This is a genomic window from Rhodococcus sp. NPDC058521, from assembly GCF_042719695.1.
Lineage (GTDB): Bacteria > Actinomycetota > Actinomycetes > Mycobacteriales > Mycobacteriaceae > Rhodococcus_F.
Window position 1 is genome coordinate 94,322 of the sequence record NZ_JBHXNL010000015.1, and the last position, 18,968, is coordinate 113,289.

Below are 18,968 nucleotides of genomic sequence, written 5' to 3' on the forward strand. Positions count from 1 at the left end.
ACCTATCGTCGGACCTTCCGCGCATCACTTTCGTGTGAACTGCGAACGACACTGATTGTCTGGAAGGATGACGGCGGTGGAAATCAGGAATTCCAACACGGTCGAACCGCTCGGAAACCTGGGTTCGAGCATGCACTTGATGTTCGACGCCTCCGACACCGACGGCGCAGTCAGCTCACTCGAGGTTCGGTTGGCGAAAGATGCCGACGGTGCCCTCCCGCACTTCCACACCCTGTCCTCGGAACTGTTCTACGTGGTCGCCGGCGAACTGCGCGTCATGGCGGGCGACCGGATCGAGACGGTCACGGAAGGCGGTTCGCTGATGGTCCCGAAGCTGATGCCGCACGCCTTCGGGGCGACACCCGATTCCGACGTGCGCCTATTGATCGTGCTGACGCCCGGAGTCGAACGGTTCGGGTACTTTCGGCTGCTCGCCCGAATCCAGTCGGGCGAAGCGAGACCCGAAGAACTCGCTGCCGCGCAGGACGAGTACGACAACCACTTCGTCGACGCACCGCAGTGGTGGCGAGACCGCGAGGACCTTCGCGCTGGTCGCTGACAACCGAAGTCTTTCCATTGATGACGCATTCCTTCGGGATCACCGACGACACGCTCACCCGAGGCATGGCTAACCCAGTTCAGTTCGCTATACCGCGGTAAGCCTGGACCTTGTCGACGTGCAGTCGAACCACGAGCTCGCCCGGCACCCCGTTTCGAGCGCCGAACTCGTCGGCGCGGTCCCTGCCCATGTACCGGGCGGCGATCTTCCCGGCCCAGTGCCGGACGCCAGGGAGGCCTTCACTCGTGGTCGCCCGACCGGTCACGATCACATATGCGAACGGTGGGTGTTCGTCGTCGACGCACAGCGTGGCCCGTCCGTCACGGGTCAGGTTTCTGCCCTTGACCGTGTCCTTGCCGGTGTTGAAGACGATGTCGTCTCCGTCGAGCGTGAACCAGACGGGTGCCACGTGTGGGCTTCCGTCGGCGCGAACCGTCGACAGCTTCGCGGTTCTGGTTCCTTCGGTCACGAAAGTCCGCCATTCGGCATCGCTCATGCGCTCGGCCATATCCGTCAGCGTAGTCGGGAAGACGCTGGTAGATCGTCCGACTCTGTGAGACGCGCCACCAAGCGGGTAGGTTGTCTGTAACTCCAGGAACTACTCACCAGTAGGGGTGTTAGAGATGCCTGCTCCGTCCGCCGCGACGTTCGCTCGTCTTTCCGAACTGATCGCAATTCCCGATGCTGCCGATCGCCCGACCCGCCCTGTGGTCGAGGCCTTCACCGGCAAGGAGATCGCGACCATTCCCGTCGGCACCGCAGACGACGCCAAGCAGGCCATCGCCCGCGCCCGCGTCGCCCAGGCAGAATGGGCGAAACGTCCTGTGTCCGAGCGCGCGGAAATCTTCCACCGGTACCGCGACCTGGTGTTGAAGAACCGTGACGCTCTCATGGACATGGCTCAGGCCGAGACCGGCAAGTCCAGGGCAGCCGCGCAGGAGGAGGTCCTCGACATCGCGATGACCGCCAGACACTACGCCCGCGTCGCGCCGAAACTGCTGCGCCCGCACCGCGTGACGGGAATGTTGCCGGTACTCACCAAAGCGACGGTGCGGTATCACCCCAAGGGTGTCGTCGGTGTCATCTCGCCGTGGAACTACCCGATGACTCTCGCGGTGTCCGACGCGATCGCCGCGATCCTCGCCGGCAACGCCGTGGTGCTCAAGCCGGACAGCCAGACCCCGTACTGTGCGCTGGCGTGTGTCGAGCTGCTGTACGAGGCCGGCCTCCCGCGTGACCTGTTCGCGGTGGTTCCGGGCCCCGGATCGGTCGTCGGCACCGCGCTTGTCGAGAACACCGAGTACCTGATGTTCACCGGGTCCACCGCCACCGGCAAGCTCCTCGCCGAGCAGGCAGGTCGACGCCTGATCGGCTTCTCCGCCGAACTGGGTGGCAAGAACCCGATGATTGTTGCCGCCGGTGCGAACCTGCGCGAGGTCACCGACGCCGCAGTGCGAGCCTGCTACTCCAACTCCGGTCAGCTGTGCATCTCGATCGAGCGGATCTACGTCGAGGAATCGATCGCACCCGAGTTCGGTCGGATGTTCGGGGAACGAGTCGGCAACATGAAGCTGGCCCCCGGCTACGAGTTCGGAATCGAGATGGGCAGCCTCGTGTCCGAGGACCAGGTGAAGGCCGTATCCAGTCATGTCGACGACGCCGTGGCCAAGGGTGCCAAGGTGTTGGCAGGCGGTAAGGCCCGTCCCGACCTCGGCCCTCTGTTCTACGAGCCGACCGTGCTCACCGATGTTCCCGAGGATGCGGAGTGCTACCGCGAGGAGACGTTCGGTCCGCTCGTGTCGGTGTACCCGGTGAAGAACGTCGAGGAGGCGATCGAGCGGGCCAACGACACCGAATACGGACTCAACGCCAGTGTCTGGGCAGGCAGCAAGGCCGAGGGTGAGGCAATCGCCGCTCGGGTACGCTCCGGCACCGTCAATGTGGACGAGGGTTACGCGCCCGCTTGGGGCAGCACCGGTGCGCCGATGGGCGGAATGGGCGTCTCCGGCGTCGGCCGACGGCACGGACCCGACGGTCTGATCAAGTACACCGAACAGCAGACCGTGGCCACCACTCGACTCCTCAACCTCGGTGGGCCGCGCGGGCTGCCACCGAAGCTCTGGGCGAAGGTGATGCCTCCGTTCGTGAAGGCGCTGAAATGGCTGCCGGGTCGGTGACCCTCGTGGATGCGGAAGGGGTGACCTCGTGGACTCGGTGAGTATCCACATCGACGCACCTGCGTCCGAAGTCTGGGACCTGGTGACGGATGTGTCCGGGATGGGCAGGTTCAGCCCGGAGAACACCGGCGCGCGGTGGACAGCGGGAACTCCGGCCGAGGTCGGCTCCCGCTTCACCGGCAGCAATCGCCACGGCTGGGTCCGTTGGAGCACCCAGTGCGTGGTGGTGGAGTCCGTTCCGGAAGAACTGTTCTCGTTCGAGGTGCACCAGTCCAAGACGCGCTGGACGTATCAGCTCGAGCCTTCGGACACCGGAACACTCGTCACGGAGTCTCGTGCCAAGTTCGGTAGTCCGCCCCTGTACGTGCAGCTGATCCAGAAGACGAAACTGCTGGGCCGCGGACGCGACGAACTCATGCGAGACGGAATGCAGCGGACGCTGGAGAGCATGAAGACAGAACTCGAGGTCGCGCGCCGGTAGTCGTGTGCCACCGGCACCGCATGTTGGGTGAAATGTCACGGTTTCGGCCCACAGTCGATAGTGTCGCGGGGCCGGACGATCGAGCTCCGGGAACACGGCACAGCGAAAGGCCTTGACGAAGTGGAACCTGCGGTGGAACAAAAGCGCGAGATGTGGTCCGGCCGCACGGTGTTCATCCTGGCGGCGATCGGCTCTGCTGTCGGCCTCGGCAACATCTGGCGATTCCCGTACGTGGCGTATTCGAACGGTGGCGGTTCTTTCATCGTCCCGTACCTGATCGCGCTTCTGACAGCGGGAATTCCGCTGCTCTTCCTCGACTACGCCTTGGGGCACAGGTTCAAGGGTTCGCCGCCGCTCGCCTTCCGTCGTCTGAAGAAGCCCACCGAGTTCCTCGGGTGGTGGCAGGTGGGCATCTGCTTCGTCATCGCCGTGTACTACGCGGTCATCATCGCGTGGGCGCTGCGCTACGTCTTCTTCTCGTTCAACGAGGCGTGGGGCGACGACCCCGCCACCTTCTTCGGTGAGGACTTCCTGAAGCAGGACAGCAGTTCCAGCTTCGGCCTCGATTTCGTACCGGGAGTGGTGTTCCCGCTGCTCTTGGTATGGATCGCGACTCTGGTCATCCTCGGACTGGGGGTACAGAAGGGCATCGGGGCATCGGCCAAGTTCTTCGTGCCGGTACTGATCGCCCTGTTCGGTGTCCTTGTCGTCCGCTCACTGTTTCTCGAGGGCGCGAACATCGGACTCGACGCCTTCTTCCACCCCGACTGGTCGGCCCTGACCGACTCCAGTGTCTGGATCGCGGCGTACGGCCAGATCTTCTTCTCGTTGTCCGTGGGCTTCGGAATCATGATCACGTATTCCTCGTACCTCAAGCGCAGGACCAACCTCACCGGCTCGGGCCTGGTGGTGGGTTTCACCAACAGTGGCTTCGAGATGCTCGCCGGAATCGGTGTCTTCGCGACCCTCGGCTACATGGCTTCGATCTCCGGTGTCCCGGTCGCCGAGGTGGTCGACAGCGGAATCGGTCTCGCCTTCATCGCGTTCCCGACCATCATCTCCTCGATGCCGGGCGGGCCGTTCTTCGGTGTGCTGTTCTTCGTGTCTCTGCTCTTCGCGGGATTCACGTCGCTCATCAGCATCGTCCAGGTCTGCGTGGCAGCAGTCCAGGACAAGCTCGGCATCGGCCGGGTGCCTGCGGTCATCGGTGTCGGCGGCTCGATGACCGTCGTCTCGCTGCTGCTGTTCCCGACGGCGACCGGACTCAACACCCTCGACATCGTGGACAACTTCGCCAACAACATCGGCATCGTGTCGGTGGCATTGATCGCCGTGGTCACGGTGACGTGGGTTCTGCGTCGCCTGCCCGAGATGCAGGATCACCTCAACGCCGTCTCCTCGTTCAAGGTCGGCATCGTCTGGCGGGTATTCCTCGGCGTCATCACCCCGATCGTTCTCGCGTACATGCTGATCAACGAGGTGGTCACCCGGATCAACGACGGGTACAACGATTTGCCGAACGGCTTGGTGACGGCGTTCGGATGGGCCGCTCAGGGGCTGATCGTGGTCGTCGCGATTCTGCTGACCTTCACACCGTGGCGTCGCTCTGCCGACGACCTCGAGTACACGCCCGAGCACGACGCACCCGACACGACGAAGGTTGGTGAGTACTCGTGAGCTTCACATCTATCGTGATGATGGTGATCGCGCTGGTGGTGCTTTGGGGCGGACTGGCGCTGAGCCTGATCCATCTCCACAAGCACCCCGACGAGGAGTGAGGGTTCAGTCCCGCAGGCCAGCGGCGGGTGTCGAGGCGTCGATGAGTCCTTGGAGCGAGTTCCGGGTGGTGACGAGACCGGCGATCCGTGCGTCGTAATCGTCGAGGTGCTCGACCACGACCGGGACGGCGCACGGGTCGAGGCGTCCGGCGCCGTGGATACGAGGATCTTGCAACGGCAGCTCGCGACCCCCGAGATCGATCAGTACACCCGCCCGATCCGCACGCACGAGCTGAGCGCACAGATTGCAGGGGTGGTGATGAACTCCTGGAGTCCAGGTATACCCGTTGCTGGTCGGCATCCTGCATCAGGCGTACGAAGCCGAACCACCGGTCACATTGTGAGTCAGTCCAGATCGTCGAAACTGGTGACCTTCGGGGCGGGAGGCAACGTGACGACGGCACCGGCGTAACTCAAACCCGCACCGAAGCCGAGCAGGAGTGCGGTCTGGCCGCCCTTCGCCTTCCCGGTGGCCAGCATTTCCTCCATGGCGAGCGGGATCGATGCGGCCGAGGTGTTGCCGGTGTTCTCGATGTCGTTGGCGACGGGGACGTCGTCCGGCAGGCCGAGGTTCTTGGCCATGAGGTCGTTGATTCGTGCGTTGGCCTGATGGGGAACGAAGACATCGAGCTCGGACTTGTCGATGCCCGCGAGCTCGATGGCCTCGCTGAGAGCCTTGGGCAGGGTGATGGCCGCCCAGCGGAAGACGCGCGGGCCCTCCATGGTGACCACCATGCGCCCGACCGGGTCGGTTTCCGGGTCGAGGCCCTGCATTTCCTGAGCGCGGTCCATGTATGCGGGGATGTCGATGTTCTGGCCGATCGCCGAGGCGTTCTCGCCATCGCTGCCCCACACGGTGGGCGAAATGCCGTTCTCCTCGCTCGGACCGACGACGACAGCGCCGCCGCCGTCAGCGAAGATGAACGCCGTGCCGCGGTCGGTCGGATCCATGACGACCGACATGGTTTCGACACCGACCACCAGCACGTACTCTGCGGAGCCGGCGCGGACCGTGTCTGCAGCAATGCCGAGGGCGTATCCGAAGCCGCCGCAGCCTGCCCCGACGTCGTACGCGGGGATGCCGTTCATACCGAGGTCGTAGGCGACGATGGGAGCCCCGTGTGGAATCTTCGTCTTCCAGCTGCTGCTGGCGAGGATCAGTGCGCCGATCTTTTCCTTCGGGATGCCGGAATTCTCGATCGCGCGTCGACCAGCTGTTTCCGCGAGGGTCCGAGCCGATTCGTCACCGCTGATCCAGCGGCGGTTGCGGATGCCGCTGCGTTCGTAGATCCACTCGTCCGAAGAGTCGAGAACCTGACACACCTCGTCGTTACTGACCAGGCGCTTCGGGCGGCATGCGCCGATTCCCAACATTGCGACGTTGCTGCGCCCGGTGTTGCTCGCGATTGCCATGCTCGACCCTTCGGTATACGTATCGGCGGTGACGTGCGTAACTGTACTTCGCCGCGCGATGGCGATTCGTTTCCGGTCAGATCGCGCCCAGCTCGCGTGCACGCGCCACTGCCGAGGTTCGTGATCTCACACCGAGCTTCCCGAATATGTGGACCAGGTGGGATTTGATCGTGGTTTCCGAAAGGAACAGCGCTTTGCCGATGTCCCGGTTGGAACTGCCGGACGCGACCAATCGCAGCACCTCGATCTCACGAGGGCTCAGACTCGTCTCCGGTTTACGAACCCGCGTCATCAACTTCGACGCGATGGCGGGCGACAGGACGCTCTCACCCGCAGACGCCGCACGCACCGCGGCCAGCAGTTCGGTGGGTGGTGTGTCCTTGAGTAGATAACCGCTTGCCCCGGCCTCGACGGCACTGAGGATGTCGGCGTCGGTGTCGTAATTGGTCACGACGAGTACGTGCGGGGCCTCGGGCAGTAATTTGAGTGCGCGGGTGGCGTCCACCCCCGATTTCCCGGGGCCGAAGCGGAGATCCATCAAGACCAGATCGACGGCCGTGGTGGAACAGAACGCCACCGCATCCTCGGCGGTGGGAGCCTCGCCCACGACCTCGATGTCGTCCTCCCCGTCGAGCAGGGCGCGGAGCCCAGCACGAACGATGGCGTGATCGTCCGCGAGGAGCAGGCGGATCATGCGGTCACCTCGGATTCATGGACAGGAATACCGTGCACGGGGAACGACACCGCCACGGCTGTGAGGCCTGGCTCGGACTCCACGTTCATCGTCCCGTGCAGCATCTCGACCCGTCGGCGAATCGCATTGAGCCCGAAGGATTCGGCGGGCGCGCGGCGCAGAACCTCGACGTCGAATCCGTCGCCGTTGTCGACGATGTCCAGACTCACCACATCGGGAGCATAGGTGAGTGTGACCGCCACGCGGGACGCGTTCGCGTGACGTTGCACGTTCGACACGGCGCCCTGAGCGATGCGCACGAGCGCCGCCTCGAGTGGCATCGGCAGCCGAACTGCCTCGCCTTCCACGACTGCTTCAGCCCGCAGAGCATCGCTGCTCGCGCGCTCGCAGATACGCCCGAGTGCCTCGGCCAGTGATTGTCCGTCCAGTGCAGCCGGCGTGAGATCGCCGATCAGCTGGCGAGTTTCGGCGAGGCTGTCGGCTGCGGTGTCGCGCGCCATATGGATTCGGTCGAGGACAGGGTGATCGGGCGCTGCCCGTTCGGCGGCGTGCAACAGCATTTGGATACTCGAAAGCCCTTGCGCCACGGTGTCGTGGATTTCCCGCGCGAGTCTTTCGCGCTCGGCGAGCACACCGGCATTGCGCTCTTGAACCGCGAGCTCTTCGCGGGTGTTCATCAATTCGTCGATCAGGCGCTGGCGTTCGGCAGATTCTCGTTCCCGTTCTGCCGCTTCCCGATACAGCGCCTGGTAGCCGAGTCCGATCGCCACGGCCACGCACGCACCGAACACCGGACCGACGACGCCGGCCACCGACCAACCGCGGTGGGCCGCGGTGCCAACCACGGCAACGGCCGTGGCAAAAGTAACGCCGATCAGGCTCCACGGCGGACGTAGCAGGTGGAGATAGAGGAAGAACATGCCGAAGGCTATGTACGCCGCGTCCGGGGTAAGACACATGAGAGCCAGCCATACGAGCGTGCCGCCGGCAAGCCACACGTGCATTTTCACCCCACGCCAATGGCGGGCGAGCCCGAAGAGATAGCCGGCGACGAAGAGCACCGAGAGCACCGCGATCGGAATCTTGTGCGGGGCATCGAGAAGTACTGCCCGCAGAAACACGACAGCCGTCAGCGCGCCGACCAATACATGCATGCTCAGCTGCAGGCCGGCGAACACGGGCGTCAGGGGTGATCGGTGCATCCCGCCCAGCTTAGCCAGAATAGCGTTGTCGGCATCCATCGAAAGTTGTAGTCCGACCACCAACCTTCGACACCGAAAACCCCATCCGACGTGCGATGGAACGGGCGACGAATCGCGACAGAGTGGGTATCGAAGCCACACGAGGGTGGTTTCGAACGAAAGGACTACGTCGTGTTCGTCGCATTGAGGGACCTGCGTGCTGCGCGGGGCCGCTTCGCGCTCATCTCGATCGTCGTTCTGCTGGTGGCGCTGCTCGTCAGTTTCCTCAGCGGATTGACGGCGGGTTTGGGCCACCAGAACATTTCCGCCATCGAATCGGTGTCGGCGGACCGTGTGGTGTTCGCCGACAACGGTGCCGACCCCTCGTTCGACGAATCTTCGCTGTCCGCAGCGCAGATTTCCACGTGGCAGGCCAATGCGGACACGGTGGACCCGATCGGCATCGGACGCGGCAAGGCCGGGCTCGCCGACCAGGCCCAGAAGTCGGTCTCGCTGTTCGGTGCGGACGCCGGGTTCGGCGATCGCACCCCGGCCGATCCGGGCACGGTCGTTCTCGGTGAGGGGGCCGCCAAGGAATTGGGGGCCGCGGTCGGCGACACGGTCGATATCGGTTCGGACCAGTTCACGGTCGGTGCGGTCGACGGAGACGACTGGTACAGCCACACCCCAGTCGTGTGGATGACACTGTCCGATTGGCAGCAGAACAACCCTCGCGGAGGCGAAGCAACAGTGCTCGCTGTCAGCGGCGTGCACGACGAAGCAGCCGCGGACGCAGCCGCTTCCACGTCGTCGACGAGCGTCCAGGATTCGCTGAACGCGATCGGCTCCTACAAATCCGAGAACGGATCGCTCACCCTGATGACGCTGATGTTGTTCGCGATCTCGGCTTTGGTGATCGGCGCCTTCTTCACGGTGTGGACCATCCAGCGGATGCCCGATATCGCCACTCTGAAGGCGTTGGGGGCCACCACGTCTTCACTGATCCGCGACGCGCTCGGTCAAGCACTGATCGTGCTGGTTGCGGGTGTCGCCGTCGGAATCGGCATCACCGCAGTCGTCGGCAGTCTCATCGGCGACGCCATGCCGTTCGTTCTCGACGCGTCCACCACGTTTGTTCCCGCAGCCGCATTGATCGGCCTCGGCCTCGTCGGCGCTGCGTTCGCCCTTCGCTTCCTCGCCACCACGGATCCACTCACTGCACTCGGAGGTTCACGATGATTGCCGACAACAAGACCGTTCTCGACATCGACGACGTCACGCTCACCTTCCCGGACGGGCAGAGTCGCATCACCGCGCTGGACCACGTGTCGTTGCGACTCGGCCGTGGCGAGGTGGCCGCGATCACCGGTCCCTCCGGCTCCGGTAAGTCGACACTGCTCGCGGTGGCGTCCACGCTGATCCGCCCGGATTCCGGCCGGGTGCTGTTTCGCAGCGAGGAAGGGACGACCGACATCGCGTCGCTCAGCCGCGGCGATGCTTCGGAGCTGAGGCGAAGCAACATCGGCATCGTCTTCCAGCAGTCGAACATGGTGTCCTCGCTCAGTGCGCTCGAGCAGCTCGAAGCCATGTCCCATCTCGGGCAGCGCATCTTCACGCCGCGCAGTATCCGGAAGGCCACCCGTGAGAAGGCGATGGGCCTGCTCGATGCGGTCGGGTTGGCCGACCATGCGCGCAAGCGTCCTGCGCAGCTGTCGGGCGGTCAAAGGCAGCGAGTGAACATTGCTCGTGCGCTCATGAACGACCCTGCACTTCTGGTGATCGACGAGCCGACATCTGCGCTCGATCAGGAGCGGGGTGCGGCCATCATCGAGCTCATCCTCGGCGTGGCGCGCGAGCACGACGCAGCCACTCTCCTGGTCACCCATGACCAAGCTCATCTCGGTCGGATGGACACCGTCTACCGCGTGGTGGACGGAGCCCTCGGTCTCGATCGATACGCCGCCGCTGCCTGAACGCGACGGCCCGACAAGGAAAGAACCGTCATGAAGAAGATCTGGAACTTTGCATTCGGCTACCTGATCGCCGGGTTGCTCGCGGGACTCTATTTCCGGGAGCTGACCAAGGCGGAGGGCTTCACCGGTGACACCCAGCTCGGCGTGCTGCACACACACCTGTTGACGTTGGGTGTCGTCTTCCTACTCGTCGTGCTGGCATTCGAGAAGTTGTTCCGGCTGAGCGAGAGTCGGCAGTTCACCTGGTTCTTCCGCACTTACAACGCGGGCGTCGTCGTGACAACAGGCATGTTGGCCGTGCACGGCACCATGACCGTCCTCGGCAAGGAAGTCTCTCCGGCGATCTCCGGTATCGCAGGCCTCGGGCACATCCTGCTCACTGTCGGATTCGTCCTCTTCTTCTTCGCGGTTCAGACGCGCATCACCAACCCGAGCCCGGTCGAACCCGCTGCGGAGAAGCAGGCTTTGTCGCAAGGTCACTGACATGGGTAGCGCGAGCGAGGGAGCGACGGTCGCCACCTGGGTGATGCAGCCATTGACCCGCTACGTTTCCCGGCGTAACGTTATCAACGTAAAGGTTGATAAAGGAAACGGTTGATAAATGATCTGGGATCCTGAAGCCGAAGACCGATTGGACAGGGCGTTCATGGCCCTCGCAGATCCGGTGCGGCGGCGGATAGTGGCCCGCCTCAGTCGGGGACCGGCAACGGTCAACGAACTGGCCGAACCCTTCGAGATCACCAAGCAAGCCGTTTCCCGGCACATTCACGTGCTCGAGCAGGCCGAGATCGTCACCCGTACGCGGGAGGCCCAACGGCGGCCGGTGCATCTGAATGCGGCCCGACTCGAAGACCTCACTGCGTGGATCGACAGATACCGACTCGTCAGTGAGCAGCAGTTTCGCAAACTCGACAACGTGCTGAACGATCTGAAGGAGACAGAGCAATGACTACGTCGACCAACCCCGTCACCATCGAGGCGCCCGAAGGTGTCCCGTTCATCGACATCACCCGGGTCGTGGACGCGCCCGTTGCGGCAGTGTTCCGCGCCCATTCCGACCCTGAGCTGGTCAAGCAGTGGCTCGGCCCGAACGGGTACGAAATGGAGATCGAGGAATACGCCTTCAGGACGGGCGGGCGCTACCGCTACATCCACCGCGATCCGCAGGGCGAAGAGTACGCGTTCAACGGCGTCTTTCATGTCGTCCGTGACGATTTCGTCATCCAGACCTTCGAATGCGAGATGTTCGCCGACGCCGTCAGTATCGAGTCGATGACCCTCGTCGACCTGGGTGACGGCCGCACTCGTATCGAGGGACACTCGGTGTTTCCGAGCGTCGAGGCCCGCGACGGCATGGTCGAGAGCGGTATGGAAACTGGTGTACGTGAGGGGTACGAACGTCTGGATGTCATCGTGAAAGGACTGTGAATATGGCGGAGGAACGATTCGAAGTTCGGCGTGAGATCGCAGCGAATCCTGCGGAAATCTTTGCGCTGCTGTGTGATCCGGCAGGGCACGTCGCCATCGACAGCACCGGAATGCTGCAATCGGCGGACGGCGATCACGTTCGTGGGTCCGGCGACACCTTCGTCGTCCACATGGACCGCGAGTCGTTGAACGATCTGCCGATGGGCAAGTACGACGTCACGGTGATCATCACCGATTTCGAGCCGGATGCACACATCGAATGGACGATCTCCGGCACCATCCAGCCGCCCATCGAGCACCGCTACGGTTACCGGCTGGAGCCGAGCGACACGGGGACCCTCGTCACCACGTATTACGACTGGAGTCACATAGCGGAGCGGTACCGGGACAAAGGGATCTTCCCGGTGATTCCGGAGGCGGGACTGCGAGCGACGCTGGGTATTCTCGCCCGGACAGTCGAATCGCGTTAGTCGCACTGCGTCACGCGGTGGTGGCCAGGGCTGCGGCAAGTCCGAAGGGCACGCCCATGGCCACCACCTCGATCACCGCTCGTGTCAGGGAGGCATCGGCACTGACGCGGTGGGCGGCAGCATCTTTCACCCACGTTCGCCGCCACCACCACCCGAGGCCGAGCAGCGTCGCGAGGGCGAGCGTCTTGGCGAGAACAATTCGCCCGTAACCGGTTTCGTAGAAGGCGACCACGGACCCGAGCTTCACCGCTGTATCGATCACCCCGGTGATGGACAGGACCCACACGCAGCGCCAGGCCAGGGCCGAATAGCGGGGCAGCCACGTGGCCCAGGCGCCCCGTGAGTTCAGGACAAGGGCCATCGCCGCCAGCACCCCCATCCAGGTCGCGGCCGCGAGGGCGTGAGCGGCATCGAGGGCCGAACCCAGCACCTGCTGTGACATGTGTCCGGTGACGGGACGTAGAACGAGAGCAACGGCAGACAGCGCGATTAGGGGTACCACGGGGAGGTCGCGTCCATACCGAAAGCCGTAGGCCGACATGGCAGTGACGGCGACCGTGCACACGACGGCCGCCGCGCCGACTCGGCCGGGAGTTGCATCCGTGAGGAATTCGGTGAACTGGACCCCGGACATTCGGGACACTTCGACGTTCTCCACGTCGGCGGCGGTCATCGTAAACAGCACCGCTTCGCTCAATGCCCACAGCCCGCCGAGTCCGGCTGCGCCACGCCACAGAGTAGCGGCAGACATGACCGGGCGACGGTCGTCGCGGCTCATCCACGACAGCACACCGAGACCCAACACCACCGAACCCAGGCTCAGCGTCAGGACTCGAACCAGCGCCGGGCCAACGGAATCGGCGAGCACCCACGCGATACCGACCCCCAGCAGTGCCGTGGGTACGGCGAGCAGCAGCCACCAGCGGCTCACCGCACCCACGCGCATCAGTTGTCCTCGCGGGGCTTCCGGAGCGCGAAAGCGAGTGCGCCCGCGAAAACCACCACACCGGCGACCACGAAAACCCAGATCGGTACGCCACCCGAACCCGAGTCTCCGGAACCGGAGCTGTCCGCCGCCGGACCAGGTGTGCCGGAACCCTCCTCGGTCAGCGTGAAGGTGCGGGTTCCGCTGACGGGGTGCCCGTCCGCAGAGGTGACACGAAACGCGATCGTGTAGTCGCCTACCGGGCCGAGATCGCCGACCTCGGTGCTGACGGTCGGCCCGTCGACCTTCGCGTCGCTGCGGGACCACAGGTTGCCGTCCGGCCCGACCACGGTGAGGGATGCGAACCCCTCCTGTAACGCCTCGTTGAAGGTCACGGTGACTTCTGCGGGACCGCTGGATATCTGGGCGCCGTCTTCCGGGTCGGAACCGGTCACGACGGAGTGCGCCGCTGCGGGACCGGCGGTGAGGAACAGCGCGACCAGTGCGAGGAGCCCGACCGCGACCGTGCGGATTGGTGCGCTCATGACCGGCGGCCTCTGATGGTCGCTCCGATACCGAGAGCGGCGCCGAGTGCACCGAGGACCAGGCCGATTCCACCGAGCCATCGGGCGGTGTCGTCGGTCGACGAATCATCGGAGGCCTCGGAGGATTCGGAAGCGCCGCTCGATCCCGCGGAATGATCACCGTGGCCGTGCCCGTCCTCGGATGCTGCGGCGAGCGTCAGTGACGGAGCGGGCTTCTCGGGCTCGCTGCCGTCGTCGGCCGGCTTCTGGTCCCAATTGACGACCTCACCGTCGCTGTAGGTCTGCGCCGCAGCGAAGGACACCTCCTCTTCCTCGGGAAGGGGACCGGCGGAGAGCACGAACTGCTGGAATTGGCCCGGGGCGACGCCGACCCCGGGATCGGCCGTCCACGTGACCGAGGTCGCGAGCTGGGACTCGGGGTCCTTGTCGACGACGGACGTCCAGCCCGGCAACGGTTCGGTGCGAGCGGACTTCAGGCCCGGCAGCTGCACGGAAACCTTTGTGGTGGAGGCGGTCTCGGACTCGGTGGGGACACGGAAGGTCAGAACGGAGTATCCGCCCTGCTCCGCGTCGGGAGCGACGACGGTGACGTGTGCGGACGCGACACCAGCGGTGAGCAGCATGGCGCAGCCGGCCGCACCTGCCGTGAAGAGGGCACGCGAAACGAGGGAGTTCATGAATTTGTCCTTTTGGTCTGTACGGATCGAAGTGGATTCAGATGCGTACAGGAGGACCACGCCGCGAGATGCTGACGCGAAGCAGAGCATCGACCGGGTCCGAGTGGACCGGCACGAGGACCGGAGACGGGCCGTGAGGGGTCAGGGGCGTGGGGTTGCGCAGGATCACGCGCAAGACCCGGACCATGGGCCAGTACAGCCTCTCGGCGCCGGCCACCAGCGCAGCACACAACACCGCGGCAGCAGTGTGCGCCAACAGCATGGCTACGGGTGGAACTGCAGAATGCGCGTGTGCAGTCGCGCTGAGAGCGACGTGCCCGAGCAGCTGGCCGGCACCGAGCGCAGCGGTCAGATACATACGACCGTGACGGTGTGCGGGGATCGAGGCGACGACAGCACCGAGGCCCGCGCACACGATCAACAACAGTACGAGAGCAGAAGGTGGCGGCGCGGGTCCGCCGCCCATCCCGTGAGCCGCAAACGCAAGGCCCGCGGACAGGGCGCCGACAGCGGTGCCTCGCAGGATCGCGATGGGTTCGGGATGAGCGGCGGACATGGCGGGCTACTGGTGCTGCATCAACGCACGCCGAGGCGTGCCAGGAGGTCTGCCTCGACCCCGTCGAGCTCCGCGGCGATGGCGGCATGGGCGGACTTCCGCCGTGTCGCCGGCATCTGTTCGGCGGCGTGGACCGCAGTGTTCAGATCGTTCAGCCGGTCCTGGGTCGCCGAGGCGAACGACTGGGTCTCGGCATCGTCGGGCTTCTGTGCGAGGACCTTCTTGACAGAGGATTCGGCGCCGACGACACGGGCGCTCAGCTTTCCGCCGTGCCCGGTGAACTCGCCGAGCTGGTCGACACCGACGCCCAACTTGTGGGCGCGCTTCGCATCGATCTGTCCGCGGACAGCCGTGGCAGCGCGGTACACAATGGGGAGCAGGACCGGCGTCAGCAGACGAGCGACACCGAGATACTTGCGCACCTTCGCAACGCTCAAACCCTTCTGGGCGGCGGCCTTCTCTTGGGCCTTCAGGCTCGCAACCTGGGCCTTGTCGATCTTCTTCTGCGTCTTCTTGTCGGCCTTCTCGGCCTTCTTCTGCGACTTGGCGACTGCCTTGTCGCGCTTGCGTTCGTTCTTCGCGCTCAGCTTGGCCTCGACCTCGGCCTTGTGCTTGAGCGCCTTCGCTTCCGCTTTGCGGGTAGCTCGGGACGTACGTTTCTTGAACAACGCCATCGAAAAGACCCCTTTTCCTGGTGTTTCAGCGCAGTCCACGCTACCAACTGCATCCGGTGGTTCGGGATCAGCCTAGGGGAGCACATAATCTTCGTCATCGTGTGTTCCAAAAACGGTCGGCAATCAGAACCCGACGTCGGCCCCGAGCGGACGCCGGGCACCGCCGCTGTGCTGCTCGATCCGGGGGCTCTCACGCGTTGTCGACATCGGGTTCAACTGGATTCCGCCAACCCAGGGCAGGTCTTCGACGGTCCGGAGGATCCCGGCGTACGTCAGCGTCAGGAATCTGCGGCCGCGAAGCGAGCGGAGGTGCGCGCTCAGCTCGTTGCGGCCGATCCAGATCGGTGGGTGGTGATCGATGCGGACCTGCCGCGTCGTGACCGGGTAGCGGCAACCCTCGAAGCCTGTGCGGCAGGAGCCGACCGAGTCTGGGGTGCGGTATTGCCCTCGGAGCGTGACACCGGCCGCAAAGGGCACTGCGAGATACTGATGCGCGATGCCGAACGCGGCGGATACATTCCGGTTATCGTGGTCAACCACAAGGTGACAGATCCGGGGCGCGGCGCGACTACCTCGGGGCTCTTCGAATGGGAGCCCTCTGTCGACGAGAAGCGAAAACCGCGCAGTCAGATCCGCGATCAGATGCGCGTAGCGCAGATCTACCGGATGCTCGAGCGTCGATCCCTCGCCACTCCGACGCTCGTGGGTGGAGCCATCGGTTACGGCGGAGACTGCATCTACGTGCACGACCTGTCCGAGATCCTCGACGATTACGACGAGCGGTTCGCCGACCGAATCGCCGTTGCGCGTGGGGAAACCGCGACCAAGCCCTCGCAGATCGGCGAATGCCGTTCGTGCCCCTGGTGGTCGGGCTGCAAAGCGCAACTCATGGAGTCACGCGACGTCAGCCTCGTGGCAACCGGGTCGCGCGCAGAGCTGTTGCGCGAGCATGGTTGTCACACGATCGACGACCTCGCTTCCTGGGAAGGCGACCCCATCGAGGAATGGCCGCACGGTGACTTTGCCGACGCGGTGATCACAGCCAAGGCCTGGCTCGTCGGTGCGCCTCTGGTGCGCCGCTTCGAGACCGTGCAGGTCGTGCGGGCGGACGTGGAGATCGACGTCGACATGGAGAGCTACCAGGAGCACGGCGCATACCTGTGGGGAACGCTGTTGAACACGGACGACGTTTCGGTATACCGCCCATTCGTGACCTGGGAGGCGTTGCCCACCGAGGACGAAGGGCGTTCGTTCGCGCAATTCTGGACATGGTTGATGGCCGAGCGCGCGGCCGCAGCGGCGACCGGTAGGACATTTGCCGCCTACTGCTATTCGCGTGCCGCCGAAGACAAGTGGCTGCTCGGATCCGCCAAGCGTTTCGCCGGTATGCCGGGCATACCCACCAAGGCCGAGGTGCGCGAATTCATCGACAGCGACCAGTGGGTGGACATCTACCAGGCGGTGAGCGAGCAATTCATCTGCCCCAACGGCAAAGGGCTCAAGAAGATCGCTCCCGTCGCCGGATTTCACTGGCGTGACGACGAAGCCGGAGGCGAGGCCTCCATGGGCTGGTACCGCGAAGCCGTCGGATACGACGGCGACGTCGTCACCAGTCAGCGACAGCGAATCCTCGAGTACAACGAGGACGACGTGATCGCCACCAAGGTGCTGCGCGAATGGATGAGTGATCGTGCAGTACAGGAAATTCCGTTGGCGGAGGACCTGTGAAGGTTCTGGTCGACACCGACGCCGGGGTCGACGACTCGCTGGCAATCCTGACATTGCTGGCAGCCCCCGCTGTGCAACTCGTCGGAGTCGGAACGGTGTTCGGCAACTGTGACGAAGCGCAGGCCGCATCGAACGTCCTTACGACCTTCGAGGTGGCGGGGGTCTCGTCGGTTCCGGTCTGTGTCGGAGAGAAGCGAACAGGTCCGAACCCCAATGCCCCTTCGCCGCACGGGCGAGACGGTCTGGGAGACCGAGGGCTCCGCCCTGCTCGGCTGGAGGTGGCCGACGAGAGTGCCGTGGTCCAGATGTTGCGTGTGACCAACGAGTTGGAGGGGCAGGCGCATCTACTGTGCCTCGGTCCGCTCACCAATGTGGCCGCAGTCCTTCGGAGTGACTCTTCGGCGCTGAGTAGGTTCGCCTCGGTAACCATCATGGGCGGGATGGGGACACAAGAGGATTCGGCCTCCGTGCTCGCGGCGTGCCCGCAGTTCCTCGTGAAGGGTGACACGAATACCAATCACGACCCCGTTGCCGCAGCTGTCGTCGCGGAGGCGGTAGGAAACGTGACGTGGGTGGGAATGAATGTGACGGCCCGGCTGCGGGTTCCGCTCGAAAGACTCGCCGAATCGGATACGCGGGTCGGCGAGTTCACGCGAACGATCGTCTCGGACTACAGCCGATACTGCACCAGGATGTACGGCGCAGAGGAGCCGATCTTCACTGCGCACGACGTTGTCGCAGCCGCGGTTCTAATCGACGACCAGGTGCTGCTCGCCTCGACATCCGCACAGCCCGCAGTGCGGATGGGTGACGACCGACGTTCGAGCCTGTGGGGTCGCACGGCTGTCGGGCAACCGACGCATCGATTCGCGCAGGACGTCGATTTCGCACGGGTACTGCGTCGCTTCGATCGGGTGCTACGGGTTGGCTGGTTTCAGGGTCGAACCGCGCGGTGATTACACCAGCGCTGCGCGTCCCAGGGAGAAGGCTCCGGCGATCTTGGGTGCCGCTTCGTCGTAGAAGTTGTCGACTTCCTCGATGCGGAAGCCTGCGCCCGTGAGCAGGGCGGGGATGTCGCGGGTGAGGTGGCAGCCGCCGGCAACTCTCTTCTGGATCGGTTCGAGGCGGTGCTGCCATTTCCGGATGTTCTCGTCTGGGGCGAGTCCGTGTTCGACGAAGTGCAGGGTGCCACCTGGCTTGAGGACGCGCTGCAATTCGTGCAGTGCTGCGTCGATGTCGGGGATGGTGCACATGGTCCAGGTGGACAGTACGGTGTCGAAGGTGTTGTCGGGGAACGGTAGGGATTGTCCGTCGAGCCCGGATCGCTCGATCGGGACGGATGATTCTGCGACCCGCTCACGCGCCAGTTTCCATCCGACATCGGACGGTTCCACAGCGTTCACGGAAGCCGCTGCTGCGGGATAGAACGGGACGTTCAGGCCGGAGCCGAAACCGAGTTCCATCACCTGTCCGTGCAGCCCTGCACAGACCCGGCGCCGATGGGAGCCCGTGAGCTTCACCCCGCAGCTGATGTTCACGAGCCGAGGAACGATCTGATTCGAATAGAAGCCCACGTTTGCCTCCAACCAGGCGCTTCGCGCCCTGTGAGCGGCCGACGAGTCCCTGGACTCTGTGCTGTCTAGGTAGACGTGGGACACGGGTGTCTACGTAGATGTGAGACAGATTCTATGCGGCGGCGGGGCGGAGTT

24 protein-coding genes are annotated in these 18,968 nt (G+C 64.4%); 13 read left to right on the forward strand and 11 right to left on the reverse strand.

Annotation, left to right across the window (positions count from 1 at the left end; translation table 11 throughout):
• The first annotated feature begins 139 nt into the window (after positions 1-139).
• The gene (locus tag ACFWO3_RS19425) at positions 140-559 is read left to right on the forward strand and encodes a cupin domain-containing protein (RefSeq protein ID WP_378580871.1); all 420 of its coding nucleotides are present in this window, start codon (positions 140-142) and stop codon (positions 557-559) included.
• 79 nt (positions 560-638) lie between these two features.
• Here the strand turns inward: ACFWO3_RS19425 and ACFWO3_RS19430 are convergent, their stop codons facing one another.
• Positions 639-1,067, reverse strand: a complete 429-nt coding sequence (locus ACFWO3_RS19430) for a PPOX class F420-dependent oxidoreductase (protein WP_378580818.1) — start codon at positions 1,065-1,067, stop codon at positions 639-641.
• Positions 1,068-1,182: 115 nt separating this feature from the next.
• On the opposite strand from ACFWO3_RS19430, the gene ACFWO3_RS19435 reads away from it, so the two are divergent.
• From ACFWO3_RS19435 to ACFWO3_RS19450, 4 genes are all read left to right on the forward strand, one after another.
• A complete protein-coding gene (locus ACFWO3_RS19435; RefSeq protein ID WP_378580820.1) occupies positions 1,183-2,736 on the forward strand; it encodes a succinic semialdehyde dehydrogenase in 1,554 nt (517 codons plus the stop codon).
• A gap of 28 nt (positions 2,737-2,764) precedes the next feature.
• A complete protein-coding gene (locus tag ACFWO3_RS19440; protein ID WP_378580822.1) occupies positions 2,765-3,217 on the forward strand; it encodes an SRPBCC family protein in 453 nt (150 codons plus the stop codon).
• Positions 3,218-3,367: 150 nt separating this feature from the next.
• Positions 3,368-4,894: a sodium-dependent transporter gene (locus ACFWO3_RS19445; RefSeq protein ID WP_378580872.1), complete on the forward strand. Its 1,527-nt coding sequence runs from the start codon at positions 3,368-3,370 to the stop codon at positions 4,892-4,894.
• The gene (locus ACFWO3_RS19450; protein WP_378580823.1) at positions 4,891-4,995 is read left to right on the forward strand and encodes a methionine/alanine import family NSS transporter small subunit; all 105 of its coding nucleotides are present in this window, start codon (positions 4,891-4,893) and stop codon (positions 4,993-4,995) included. The genes ACFWO3_RS19445 and ACFWO3_RS19450 overlap by 4 nt, the downstream gene beginning before the upstream one ends.
• A 4-nt stretch (positions 4,996-4,999) precedes the next feature.
• Here ACFWO3_RS19450 and ACFWO3_RS19455 read toward each other — a convergent pair whose 3' ends face one another.
• From ACFWO3_RS19455 to ACFWO3_RS19470, 4 genes are all read right to left on the reverse strand, one after another.
• The gene (locus ACFWO3_RS19455; RefSeq protein WP_378580825.1) at positions 5,000-5,296 is read right to left on the reverse strand and encodes a hypothetical protein; all 297 of its coding nucleotides are present in this window, start codon (positions 5,294-5,296) and stop codon (positions 5,000-5,002) included.
• Positions 5,297-5,340: 44 nt separating this feature from the next.
• Positions 5,341-6,408, reverse strand: a complete 1,068-nt coding sequence (locus ACFWO3_RS19460) for a beta-ketoacyl-ACP synthase III (protein WP_378580827.1) — start codon at positions 6,406-6,408, stop codon at positions 5,341-5,343.
• Between the two features lie 76 nt (positions 6,409-6,484).
• The gene (locus ACFWO3_RS19465; protein WP_378580829.1) at positions 6,485-7,102 is read right to left on the reverse strand and encodes a response regulator; all 618 of its coding nucleotides are present in this window, start codon (positions 7,100-7,102) and stop codon (positions 6,485-6,487) included.
• Positions 7,099-8,304: a sensor histidine kinase gene (locus ACFWO3_RS19470; protein WP_378580831.1), complete on the reverse strand. Its 1,206-nt coding sequence runs from the start codon at positions 8,302-8,304 to the stop codon at positions 7,099-7,101. The genes ACFWO3_RS19465 and ACFWO3_RS19470 overlap by 4 nt, the downstream gene beginning before the upstream one ends.
• Positions 8,305-8,475: 171 nt before the next feature.
• On the opposite strand from ACFWO3_RS19470, the gene ACFWO3_RS19475 reads away from it, so the two are divergent.
• The 6 genes from ACFWO3_RS19475 (at position 8,476) to ACFWO3_RS19500 (ending at position 12,154) form a co-directional block, all read left to right on the forward strand.
• The gene (locus tag ACFWO3_RS19475) at positions 8,476-9,522 is read left to right on the forward strand and encodes an ABC transporter permease (protein WP_378580833.1); all 1,047 of its coding nucleotides are present in this window, start codon (positions 8,476-8,478) and stop codon (positions 9,520-9,522) included.
• A complete protein-coding gene (locus ACFWO3_RS19480; RefSeq protein ID WP_378580836.1) occupies positions 9,519-10,256 on the forward strand; it encodes an ABC transporter ATP-binding protein in 738 nt (245 codons plus the stop codon). The genes ACFWO3_RS19475 and ACFWO3_RS19480 overlap by 4 nt, the downstream gene beginning before the upstream one ends.
• 30 nt (positions 10,257-10,286) lie before the next feature.
• Positions 10,287-10,739, forward strand: coding sequence for a DUF2871 domain-containing protein (locus ACFWO3_RS19485; protein ID WP_378580838.1), 453 nt, complete (start codon positions 10,287-10,289; stop codon positions 10,737-10,739).
• A 118-nt stretch (positions 10,740-10,857) separates the two neighbouring features.
• Positions 10,858-11,205, forward strand: a complete 348-nt coding sequence (locus tag ACFWO3_RS19490) for an ArsR/SmtB family transcription factor (protein WP_378580840.1) — start codon at positions 10,858-10,860, stop codon at positions 11,203-11,205.
• Positions 11,202-11,684, forward strand: a complete 483-nt coding sequence (locus ACFWO3_RS19495; protein ID WP_378580842.1) for an SRPBCC family protein — start codon at positions 11,202-11,204, stop codon at positions 11,682-11,684. Before ACFWO3_RS19490 ends, ACFWO3_RS19495 begins: the two co-directional genes overlap by 4 nt.
• A gap of 2 nt (positions 11,685-11,686) precedes the next feature.
• Positions 11,687-12,154, forward strand: coding sequence for an SRPBCC family protein (locus tag ACFWO3_RS19500; protein ID WP_378580844.1), 468 nt, complete (start codon positions 11,687-11,689; stop codon positions 12,152-12,154).
• Positions 12,155-12,164: 10 nt separating this feature from the next.
• On the opposite strand, the gene ACFWO3_RS19505 is transcribed toward ACFWO3_RS19500, so the two are convergent.
• The 5 genes from ACFWO3_RS19505 to ACFWO3_RS19525 are packed head-to-tail and all read right to left on the reverse strand — an operon-like array spanning position 12,165 to position 15,531.
• Entirely contained in the window at positions 12,165-13,100 is a 936-nt protein-coding gene (locus ACFWO3_RS19505) for a CopD family protein (protein ID WP_378580856.1), read from the reverse strand.
• A complete protein-coding gene (locus tag ACFWO3_RS19510) occupies positions 13,100-13,624 on the reverse strand; it encodes a copper resistance protein CopC (protein WP_378580857.1) in 525 nt (174 codons plus the stop codon). Before ACFWO3_RS19510 ends, ACFWO3_RS19505 begins: the two co-directional genes overlap by 1 nt.
• Positions 13,621-14,301, reverse strand: a complete 681-nt coding sequence (locus ACFWO3_RS19515; RefSeq protein WP_378580858.1) for a YcnI family protein — start codon at positions 14,299-14,301, stop codon at positions 13,621-13,623. The genes ACFWO3_RS19510 and ACFWO3_RS19515 overlap by 4 nt, the downstream gene beginning before the upstream one ends.
• Positions 14,302-14,338: 37 nt before the next feature.
• Complete coding sequence (locus ACFWO3_RS19520; protein WP_378580860.1) at positions 14,339-14,857, reverse strand: hypothetical protein; 519 nt, start codon at positions 14,855-14,857, stop codon at positions 14,339-14,341.
• A gap of 20 nt (positions 14,858-14,877) precedes the next feature.
• Positions 14,878-15,531, reverse strand: coding sequence for a DUF6474 family protein (locus tag ACFWO3_RS19525; protein ID WP_378580862.1), 654 nt, complete (start codon positions 15,529-15,531; stop codon positions 14,878-14,880).
• 171 nt (positions 15,532-15,702) lie between these two features.
• Between ACFWO3_RS19525 and ACFWO3_RS19530 the strand changes: the two genes are divergently transcribed.
• Positions 15,703-17,259, forward strand: coding sequence for a TM0106 family RecB-like putative nuclease (locus ACFWO3_RS19530; protein ID WP_378580874.1), 1,557 nt, complete (start codon positions 15,703-15,705; stop codon positions 17,257-17,259).
• A complete protein-coding gene (locus ACFWO3_RS19535; protein WP_378580863.1) occupies positions 17,256-18,215 on the forward strand; it encodes a nucleoside hydrolase in 960 nt (319 codons plus the stop codon). Before ACFWO3_RS19530 ends, ACFWO3_RS19535 begins: the two co-directional genes overlap by 4 nt.
• Here ACFWO3_RS19535 and ACFWO3_RS19540 read toward each other — a convergent pair whose 3' ends face one another.
• Positions 18,216-18,833, reverse strand: a complete 618-nt coding sequence (locus ACFWO3_RS19540) for a class I SAM-dependent methyltransferase (protein WP_378580865.1) — start codon at positions 18,831-18,833, stop codon at positions 18,216-18,218.
• Between the last annotated feature and the right edge of the window lie 135 nt (positions 18,834-18,968).

Bases quoted from the DNA above. Each gene is read 5' to 3' on its own strand.
- ACFWO3_RS19425 (WP_378580871.1), top strand. From the start codon at position 140: ATGTTCGACGCCTCCGACACCGACGGCGCAGTCAGCTCACTCGAGGTT.
- ACFWO3_RS19430 (WP_378580818.1), bottom strand. From the start codon at position 1,067: ATGGCCGAGCGCATGAGCGATGCCGAATGGCGGACTTTCGTGACCGAA.
- ACFWO3_RS19435 (WP_378580820.1), top strand. From the start codon at position 1,183: ATGCCTGCTCCGTCCGCCGCGACGTTCGCTCGTCTTTCCGAACTGATC.
- ACFWO3_RS19445 (WP_378580872.1), top strand. From the start codon at position 3,368: ATGTGGTCCGGCCGCACGGTGTTCATCCTGGCGGCGATCGGCTCTGCT.
- ACFWO3_RS19455 (WP_378580825.1), bottom strand. From the start codon at position 5,296: ATGCCGACCAGCAACGGGTATACCTGGACTCCAGGAGTTCATCACCAC.
- ACFWO3_RS19460 (WP_378580827.1), bottom strand. From the start codon at position 6,408: ATGGCAATCGCGAGCAACACCGGGCGCAGCAACGTCGCAATGTTGGGA.
- ACFWO3_RS19465 (WP_378580829.1), bottom strand. From the start codon at position 7,102: ATGATCCGCCTGCTCCTCGCGGACGATCACGCCATCGTTCGTGCTGGG.
- ACFWO3_RS19470 (WP_378580831.1), bottom strand. From the start codon at position 8,304: ATGCACCGATCACCCCTGACGCCCGTGTTCGCCGGCCTGCAGCTGAGC.
- ACFWO3_RS19480 (WP_378580836.1), top strand. From the start codon at position 9,519: ATGATTGCCGACAACAAGACCGTTCTCGACATCGACGACGTCACGCTC.
- ACFWO3_RS19485 (WP_378580838.1), top strand. From the start codon at position 10,287: ATGAAGAAGATCTGGAACTTTGCATTCGGCTACCTGATCGCCGGGTTG.
- ACFWO3_RS19490 (WP_378580840.1), top strand. From the start codon at position 10,858: ATGATCTGGGATCCTGAAGCCGAAGACCGATTGGACAGGGCGTTCATG.
- ACFWO3_RS19495 (WP_378580842.1), top strand. From the start codon at position 11,202: ATGACTACGTCGACCAACCCCGTCACCATCGAGGCGCCCGAAGGTGTC.
- ACFWO3_RS19500 (WP_378580844.1), top strand. From the start codon at position 11,687: ATGGCGGAGGAACGATTCGAAGTTCGGCGTGAGATCGCAGCGAATCCT.
- ACFWO3_RS19505 (WP_378580856.1), bottom strand. From the start codon at position 13,100: ATGCGCGTGGGTGCGGTGAGCCGCTGGTGGCTGCTGCTCGCCGTACCC.
- ACFWO3_RS19510 (WP_378580857.1), bottom strand. From the start codon at position 13,624: ATGAGCGCACCAATCCGCACGGTCGCGGTCGGGCTCCTCGCACTGGTC.
- ACFWO3_RS19515 (WP_378580858.1), bottom strand. From the start codon at position 14,301: ATGAACTCCCTCGTTTCGCGTGCCCTCTTCACGGCAGGTGCGGCCGGC.
- ACFWO3_RS19520 (WP_378580860.1), bottom strand. From the start codon at position 14,857: ATGTCCGCCGCTCATCCCGAACCCATCGCGATCCTGCGAGGCACCGCT.
- ACFWO3_RS19525 (WP_378580862.1), bottom strand. From the start codon at position 15,531: ATGGCGTTGTTCAAGAAACGTACGTCCCGAGCTACCCGCAAAGCGGAA.